This is a genomic window from Duganella vulcania (assembly GCF_009857655.1).
Classification (GTDB): Bacteria; Pseudomonadota; Gammaproteobacteria; order Burkholderiales; family Burkholderiaceae_D; genus Rugamonas; species Rugamonas vulcania.
Window position 1 is genome coordinate 1 of sequence record NZ_WWCX01000155.1, and the last position, 8,447, is coordinate 8,447.

Genomic DNA, 8,447 nt, shown 5'->3' on the forward strand with positions numbered 1-8,447 from the left:
TGTTCTTTGCCGGCGGCGACCAGGCCCGCATCACGCAGGCGCTGGTGCGCGAGGACGGCAGCCGCAGCGCGGTGCTGGACGCGGTGTGGGCGTTGTACCGCGGCGGCGGCGTGGTGGCCGGCAACAGCGCCGGCGCGGCCATCATGAGCAGCACCATGTTCTCCGCGCCGAACACGGTGTTCGCCACGCTGCGCGGCGGCGTCACCGAGGGCAGGGAGATCGCGCCGGGCCTGGGCTTCATCGGCGACGACGTGTTCGTCGACCAGCACCTGCTGGTGCGCGGGCGCTTCGCGCGCATGATCCCGGCCATGCTGAAGAAGGGCTACAAGTTCGGCCTGGGCATCGACGAGAACACGGCGATGGTGGTCGACAGCCGGCGCCGGGTGGAGATCGTCGGCCACAAGGGCGCGCTGCTGATCGACCTGAGCCGCGCCACCACCGATCCGGCCAGCGCCGGCTTCAATGTCTCCAACGCGATCATCAGTTATCTGGACCGGGGCGACCGGTACGACCTGGGCACGCACACGTTCACGCCGTCGCCGGCCAAGGCCGGCGGCAAGCTCAAGGCGCATGCGGCGATGCTGCGCGAGCCGGTGTTCTCGGCCGACATCCTGGGCAGGAACGCGGTGGTCGAGCTGATGGAGAACCTGATGAACAACCGCCGCAGCGAGGCGGTCGGCATCGCCACCAGCGGCCGCGATACGGCGCTGCCGGAGCTGGGCTTCCAGTTCACCTTTTCCAAGACGCGCGACAGCGTGGGCTATGCGTCGGCGGCGCCGCAGAGCTATTCGATCCTCAACATGCGGCTCGACATCCGGCCGCTCGACATCGGCCAGTCGCTGGCGCAGAAAAGCCCCGCGCCTTGACCGGCGCTTCAGCGAAACCCGCTGCGGGTTTTGCTCTCTCCACGACCCTTGATATTGAAACGGGTATTAAGAACCCGGAAAAATTGATTGGCCTGATTATTGCCGCATCTCTAAGATGATTTAGGAGGAGCACATTTATCCATAACTAGAAATACAGGAGACGTATGAAAACGCAAGTATCTGCACGTCCATTGGCCTTGAAGCTGACCGTGACCGCGCTGATGGGCGCCGGCCTGCTCAGCAGCGCCTCGGTGTGGGCGCAGGAGGCCGCCGCAAGGACCGAACCGGCCGAGGCCGCGACCGTGGTGGTCACCGGCGTCAAGGCATCGCTGATCAAGAGCCTGGCGATCAAGCGCACCAATGACCAGGTGGTGGAATCGATCGTTGCCGAGGACATCGGCAAGCTGCCCGACAACAATGTCGTCGAAGCGCTGCAGCGCGTGACGGGCATCCAGGTCACCGACCGCGCCGGCGGCGAGGTCGGCACCTTGTCCATCCGCGGCCTGCCCGACGTCCAGACCACCTGGAACGGCCGCACCATCTTCACCGCGTCCGGCACGCAGGTCGCGCTGCAGGACATTCCCTCGACCCTGGTGCGCCAGATCGACGTCTACAAGACGCGCGACGCCAGCCAGCTGGAAACCGGCATTGCCGGCCAGGTCGACGTGAAGTCGCTGCGGCCGTTCGATTTCAAGGGCCAGAAGATTTCGCTGGCGGCGCGTGAAACCTATCTGCAGCCGGCGGACAAGGCCAACCCGCAGCTCAGCGCCATGTTCAGCAACCGCTGGCAGACCGGCATCGGCGAAGTTGGCGCCCTGGTCAACCTGTCGGAAGCCAAGACCAAATACCGCAACGAAAGCGTGACGCCGGGCGCCATGGTGCCGTTCACCAGCCCCAACGCCGCCGAGGTTCCCGCCGGTTACACGCCCTTGCAGCGCATCACGGACACCAGTATCTGGACGCCGGGCACCCACGCCGGCTTGCCGACCGCGGCCGGTTCGACGCTGGATTTCAACGGCAAGGCCTATCCCTACTACCTGGCGCGCGACGCCGTGTTCCAGAGCGACCTCAAGGGCGAGCGCGAGCGGCCGGCCGCCAACATCGCCTTGCAGTGGAAACCGAACAGCGATGCGGTCTACACCTTCGAATCGATGTACAACGGTTATCGCGACAAGGCCTTCAACCAGCTGCTGTTCAGCTTTGTCGACTGGTGGGGTGACCTTGGCAGCAACCCGGCGGGGTCGATCACGACCTTCCCGGGAACGAACATCATCAAGAGCCGCAACGTCGGCAGCGTGTATGGCTTCAACAGCGGCGACTACACCACGTCGGCCACCGATTCCTACGTTTATGCGCTGAACGGCAAGTGGGACATCAGCGACAAGCTGAAGCTGGAAGGCGACCTGTCGTACCAGACCAGCACCTTCCACTCGGAATTCACCGCCACCCGCATCGATCGCGTGGCGCCGTCCATCTCGGTCGACTTCAATGGCGGCGGCGGCAACACGGCGTTCCGCTTCAATAACAACGCCGACCTGACCGACCCGGCCAAGTGGAATGTCGCGCAGTTCTACGATACCGCCAACCGCAACAAGGGCAGCGCCGCGACCGCCAGCCTGGGGGGCGTCTACGATGCCGACTGGGGGGCGCTGCAGTCGATCCAGTTCGGCGCGCGCTTCGACGACCGCAAGGCGTCGGAGGCCAACCGCAACCAATCGGCCTTCCTGGGCCGCAACCTGGCCTCGCTGGGGCCGGCGTATGCGTCCACCAACGCGAACTTCGGCACGTCCATCTCGGACGTTCCGCGCTCATGGGTGGAGCCCAATGCCTACTACATCCGCGACCATCTCGACGACTGGCGCAAGATGTATAACGCGGCCGATGCGAACTTCCTGACCTCCGACAAGCTGAGCCTGCAGAAGACGTTCGAGGTCGATGAAAAGACCAAGAACCTGTTCGTGATGGGGAATACCCAGAACGAGCTGTTCGGCCATCGCCTGCGCGGCAATTTCGGCGCGCGCTACGTGAAGGTCGATACCGACATGACCTTCTACAAGGTCGACGCCACCACCAAGGCGGTCACGCCGTCCGGCGCCAGCAAGTCGACCAGCAAGGTCCTGCCCAGCATGACGCTGATTTACGATCCGGCCAGGGACGTGGTGGTGCGCCTGAACTACGGCGAAACCCTGCGCCGCCCGACGTTCGGCGACCTGAATCCTGTGCTGCAACTGGGCGACGACGTGTCGAAGGTGGGGTATGGCTCGGGCAGCGGCGGCAATCCCGACCTGAAACCGACGCACTCCAAGAACCTCGATTTGACGGGCGAGTGGTACTTCCAGAAGGACAGCGCGCTGTACGGCACGCTGTTCAAGCGCAAGATCGACGGCCTGGTGGTGAGCTTGCGCCACAAGGTGCACGTCGATCCGGCCAACGACCCGTTCCGCAACTCGACCTCGGGCGGCGACCATACCAACGGCTATGACTATGTGATCAACTCGCCGGTCAACGCCTCCAACGGCGACATCAAGGGCGGCGAGCTCGGCTTGATCTACTTCCCGAAAGGGCTGCCGAGCCTGCTGGACGGCCTGGGCATCCAGGGCAGCTATACGCGGCTGACCTCGTCGCAGAACGTCCCCGACGCCAACGATGCCGGCGTCATCGTCTCGCAGCTCGAGACGCCGTTCTTTGGCGTGTCGCACAGCTCGTACAACGCCACGCTGGCTTACGAGAAGGGCCCGGTCAGCGCGCGCCTGTCCTATGTGTGGCGCTCCGGCTTCCTGGCCAAGAACGAGGCGGCCTTGTTTGCCAATCCGATCGGCATCTGGCGCCAGCCGGAAAAGAGCGTGGACATGCAGATCTCGTACAAGATCAACGACCGGATGTCGGTCGATATCAGCGGCGTCAACCTGACCAACGAGATGCAGCAGCAGTACTACCACTTCGGCAATGCGGGTAGCCCGCAGTTGACCAATTTCGGTACGCTGCAGACCGGACGTTCGGTCTCGGCTGCCGTGCGCTGGCAGATGTAAGCCCGGGCCAGCCAGGCAGGGCGTTGCCCGGTTTGCACCGGCAGCGCCCTTTTTCATTTCACTGGCGCCTGTCGGCACCGGCCCGAATTGAGTGGGATTACAATGGCGGTCACCGTACACCGAACCACAGGAGTTCCATGAACCGCTTCGTCTCTTACGCGCTGGCCGCCGTCGCCGCCATCGCCGCCGTTCCCGCGCTGGCCGCGCAACCGGCCACCGTCCGTCTCGATTACATCCACAGCGGCAACGCGCTCAACGAAAGCTACGCGATGGAGCGCGTGGTGATCGAGCCGCTGCCGTGGCCGGGCGACATGCGCCGCACCATCGACGACACCAACCGCGGCAACAACATGGTCGAAGTGGTGGACGCCAAGACCGGCGACCTGCTGTACTCGCGCGGCTTCTCCACCGTGTTCGCCGAATGGCGCAGCACGGACGAGGCGGCGCACGCCAATCGCGGCTTCCAGGAATCGGTGCGCTTCCCCAAGCCTGACCATCCGGTGCGCGTGCGCATCCTGAAGCGCGACGACCGCAACGCCTTCTCGGTGGTGTGGACCGCCGATGTCGACACCGACGCGATGGACGTGGTGCGCAAGCAGGTGCCGCCGGCGTCGATGGCGGCCGCGCCCAAGCCGATCGCCATCCGCGTCAACGGCCCGTCGCCGGACAAGGTCGACCTGCTGATCCTGGGCGACGGCTACACCAGGGCCGACATGCCCAAGTTCGAGGCGAGCGCGCGCAAGCTGGCCGACCACCTGTTCGCCACCTCGCCGTTCAAGGAGCGCGCCAAGGACTTCAACGTGTGGGCGCTGGCGCTGCCGACGGAGGAATCGGGCGTGTCGCGGCCATCGACCGGCGTGCACCACGCGTCGCCATTGGGCACGCGCTACGACATCTTCGGCAGCGAGCGCTACGTGCTCACCACCGACAACCGCGCGCTGCGCGAGCTGGCGCAGTACGCGCCGTATGAGTTCATCGAGATTTTGGTGAACAACGAGACCTACGGCGGCGGCGGCATCTTCGGCCAGTTCAGCACCGCGGCGGCGGGCAACGACTGGGCCAACTACCTGTTCGTGCACGAATTCGGCCACCACTTCGCCGGCCTGGCCGACGAGTACTACACCTCGCCGGTGGCCTACCAGTCCAACGGCACGCGCCAGGAGCCGTGGGAGCCGAATGCGACCGCGCTGCGCGATCCGGCGCACCTGAAATGGAAGAAGTTCGTCAAGGACGGCACGCCGCTGCCGACGCCGTGGCAGAAGGAGGCGTATGAAACCGCGTCGCGCGCCTACCAGAAGGAGCGCGCCGCGCTGCGGGCCGCCAGCCGGCCGGAGGCCGAGATGAGCGCCTTGTTCCGCAAGGACCTGGCGTCGACTAACGCGCTGTTCTCGAAGGACCCGAACTTCCACACGGTGGGCGCGTTCGAGGGCGCGAACTATGAGGCCAGCGGCTATTACCGTCCGCAGATGCAGTGCATCATGTTCGACCGCAGCGAGCAGTTTTGCGCGGTGTGCGCCGACGCCATCGGCACCATCATCGATCTGTACTCGCGTCCGGGGGCGGCCAAGTAATTCCTGTTTGGTACGATACCGTACAGAGTGCTTCAGCTCATCGGCATATTCTGGATGCCAGCAACGCATCCCGTTGAACTTTGAGAGGAACCATCATGAAAAAAATTATCGCCACCCTGATCGCCGGTCTGTTCGCCACGGTTGCCTATGCCCAGAACACGCCGGCCACGGTCAAGGCTGAAAATGAAGCCAGCAAGGACGTCGCCAAGGCGCAGCAGAAGGAATTGAAGGCCGACGCCAAGGCCGACAAGAAGGCCGACAAGGCCATCGCCAAGGCCAACAAGACGCATGACGAGGCGGCAGCCCACGTCGAGGTGGAGAAGGCCAAGGCCAACGAGAAAGTAGCCAAGGCCGATCCTGAAGACAAGGCCAAGGCGGAGGCCAAGGGCGACAAGGCGGTCGCCAAGGCGGAGGAAAAGGCCGGCAAGAAGGCCGTGAAGGCCGACGCCAAGGCGATCAAGGAGACCGTTGACGCGACCGCCGACAAGGCCATCGCCGCCAACAAGACCGACGCCGTCAAGGCCAAGTCGGCGGCCGAGGTCAAGGAAGCCGCCGCCAAGCATTAAGCCAAGCTGCAGGCAGCATGAAAAAAAGCCCGCCGGCGTGAAGCCGGCGGGCTTTTTTTGCGCGCGCCGGTCCTAGATGATCGGCGTCAGCGCGGTGGGCTTGATTTTGGTCGCCAGCGCCTTGCCCTTGCGGGCGCGCTTGCCGAAGTGTACCGCCAGCGCGGAGGCCGAGAGCCGCTCCTCCTGCGCCTTGCCGCCACGGCCGATGCCGGAGACGATCACGCCTTTCTGGCTGATCGGCTTGGCCGCGATCAGGGTCTCCTTGTCGTCGAGCTCCATCAGGATCACGCCGCGCCCGCCGTTGGTCAGCACCTTCATCTCGTCCATGCCGAACACCAGCACGCGCGCGTTGGCCGACAACACGGCCACCGCGCTGGCGCTGTCGGCGATCACCGCCGGCGGCAGCGGCACGTCGCCGTCCTCCAGGGTGATGAAGGCCTTGCCGCCCTTGATGCGGCTGACCATGTCGCCGGCCTTGGCGATGAAGCCGAAGCCCGCGCTGGTGGCCAGCATCAGCTGCGTCGTGCCGCTGCCGGCGAAGTAGTGCTGGATGCGGGCGCCCGACGCCAGGTCGATCAGCGTGGTGATCGGCACGCCGTCGCCGCGCGCGTTCGGCAGCGCGGCCACCGGCACCGAGTACACCTTGCCGTTGCTGCCGAAGGCCAGCAGGTTGTCCACCGTGCGGCATTCGAAGGCGCCGTACAGCGTGTCGCCGGCCTTGAAGGTGAATTGCGCGGCGTCGTGGCCGATGCCGGTGCGCGCGCGTATCCAGCCTTTCTCCGAGATGATGACGGTGACCGGTTCGTCCACCACCTTCTGTTCCACCACGGCCTTCTGCGCTTCCTCGATCAGCGTGCGGCGCGCGTCGCCGTAGGTCTTGGCGTCGGCGTCGATTTCCTTGATGATGGCGCGCTTCATCGACGATGGGTTGTCGAGCAGGTCCTGCAGCAGGCCTTTTTCCTTGCGCAGCTCGGCCAGCTCCTGCTGGATCTTGATCGCTTCCAGGCGGGCCAGTTGGCGCAGGCGGATTTCCAGGATGTCCTCGGCCTGGATCTCCGACAGGCGGAAGCGCTCCATCAGCGCCGCCTTCGGTTCGTCCGAGTTGCGGATGATGTGGATCACTTCATCGATGTTGAGCAGGATGGTCTCGCGGCCCTCCAGGATGTGGATGCGCGCGTCAACCTTGCCCAGCTTGTACTGCGTGCGGCGGGTGACGGTGGCGAAGCGGAATTCGATCCACTCGCGCAGGATGTCGCCCAGGCCCTTCTGGCGCGGACGGCCGTCGCCGCCGATCATCACCAGGTTGATCGAGGCCGACGATTCGAGCGAGGTGTGCGCCAGCAGCAGCAGCATGAATTCGGTCTGGTCCTGGTTCTTGGACTTCGGCTCGAACACCAGGCGCACCGGCGCGGCGCGGCCCGATTCGTCGCGGATGGTGTCGAGCGAATTGAGGATCAGCGACTTGAGCGCCAGCTGTTCCGGCGACAGCGCCTTCTTGCCCATCTTGATCTTGGGGTTGGTCAGCTCCTCGATCTCCTCGAGCACCTTCTGCGACGAGGTGCCCGGCGGCAGTTCGGTGACCACCGCCTGCCACTGGCCGCGCGCCAGCTCCTCGATCTTCCAGCGGGCGCGCACCTTCATGCTGCCGCGGCCGCTGGCGTACATGTCGCTGATCTGCGATGGCGGGGTGATGATCTGGCCGCCGCCCGGGAAGTCCGGGCCGGGCATCATGGCCATCAGTTCGCTGTGGCTGATTTTCGGATTGCGGATCATGGCGACGGCGGCTTGCGCCACTTCGCCCAGGTTGTGCGACGGGATTTCCGTCGCCAGGCCGACCGCGATGCCGGAGGCGCCGTTGAGCAGCACCATCGGCAGGCGCGCCGGCAGCAGGCACGGTTCCTCGGTCGAGCCGTCGTAGTTGGCCTGGAATTCCACGGTGCCCAGGTTGATCTCGTCGAGCAGCACCTTGGCGATCGGCGTCAACCGGGCTTCGGTGTAGCGCATCGCCGCGGCGCCGTCGCCGTCGCGCGAGCCGAAGTTGCCCTGGCCGTCCACCAGCGGGTAGCGCAGCGAGAAGTCCTGCGCCATGCGCACCATGGCGTCGTACACCGACTGGTCGCCGTGCGGGTGCAGCTTGCCCAGCACGTCGCCGACCACGGTGGCGGACTTGCGCGGCTTGGCGGTGCTGTTCAGGCCCATTTCGTTCATCGCGTACAGGATGCGGCGCTGCACCGGCTTCTGGCCGTCGCACACGTCCGGCAGCGCGCGGCCCTTGACCACCGAGATGGCGTAGTCGAGGTAGGCGCGTTCGGCAAAGGTCGACAGGGTCAGCGTATCGCCGCCATCGCCGTCGCCGCCGTCGCCGCCGTCGCCCAGCGGGCCGCCGCCGTCGCCGCCATGGCCGCCGCCGTTGCC

Annotated in this window: 5 protein-coding genes; 4 read left to right on the forward strand and 1 reads right to left on the reverse strand. The window is 65.5% G+C overall.

What is annotated here, in order from left to right; genetic code table 11:
- The 4 genes from GTP90_RS33810 to GTP90_RS33825 form a co-directional block, all read left to right on the forward strand.
- On the forward strand, nt 1–866 hold an 866-nt coding region (locus GTP90_RS33810; protein WP_161087623.1), incomplete at its 5' end, for a cyanophycinase.
- A 164-nt stretch (nt 867–1,030) separates the two neighbouring features.
- The gene (locus tag GTP90_RS33815; protein ID WP_161087624.1) at nt 1,031–3,895 is read left to right on the forward strand and encodes a TonB-dependent receptor; all 2,865 of its coding nucleotides are present in this window, start codon (nt 1,031–1,033) and stop codon (nt 3,893–3,895) included.
- A gap of 137 nt (nt 3,896–4,032) precedes the next feature.
- Complete coding sequence (locus tag GTP90_RS33820; protein ID WP_161087625.1) at nt 4,033–5,466, forward strand: IgA Peptidase M64; 1,434 nt, start codon at nt 4,033–4,035, stop codon at nt 5,464–5,466.
- Nucleotides 5,467–5,561: 95 nt separating this feature from the next.
- The gene (locus GTP90_RS33825; protein ID WP_161087626.1) at nt 5,562–6,032 is read left to right on the forward strand and encodes a hypothetical protein; all 471 of its coding nucleotides are present in this window, start codon (nt 5,562–5,564) and stop codon (nt 6,030–6,032) included.
- Nucleotides 6,033–6,104: 72 nt separating this feature from the next.
- On the opposite strand, the gene parC is transcribed toward GTP90_RS33825, so the two are convergent.
- Nucleotides 6,105–8,408: a DNA topoisomerase IV subunit A gene (gene parC, locus GTP90_RS33830; RefSeq protein WP_161087627.1), complete on the reverse strand. Its 2,304-nt coding sequence runs from the start codon at nt 8,406–8,408 to the stop codon at nt 6,105–6,107.
- Nucleotides 8,409–8,447 lie beyond the last annotated feature (39 nt).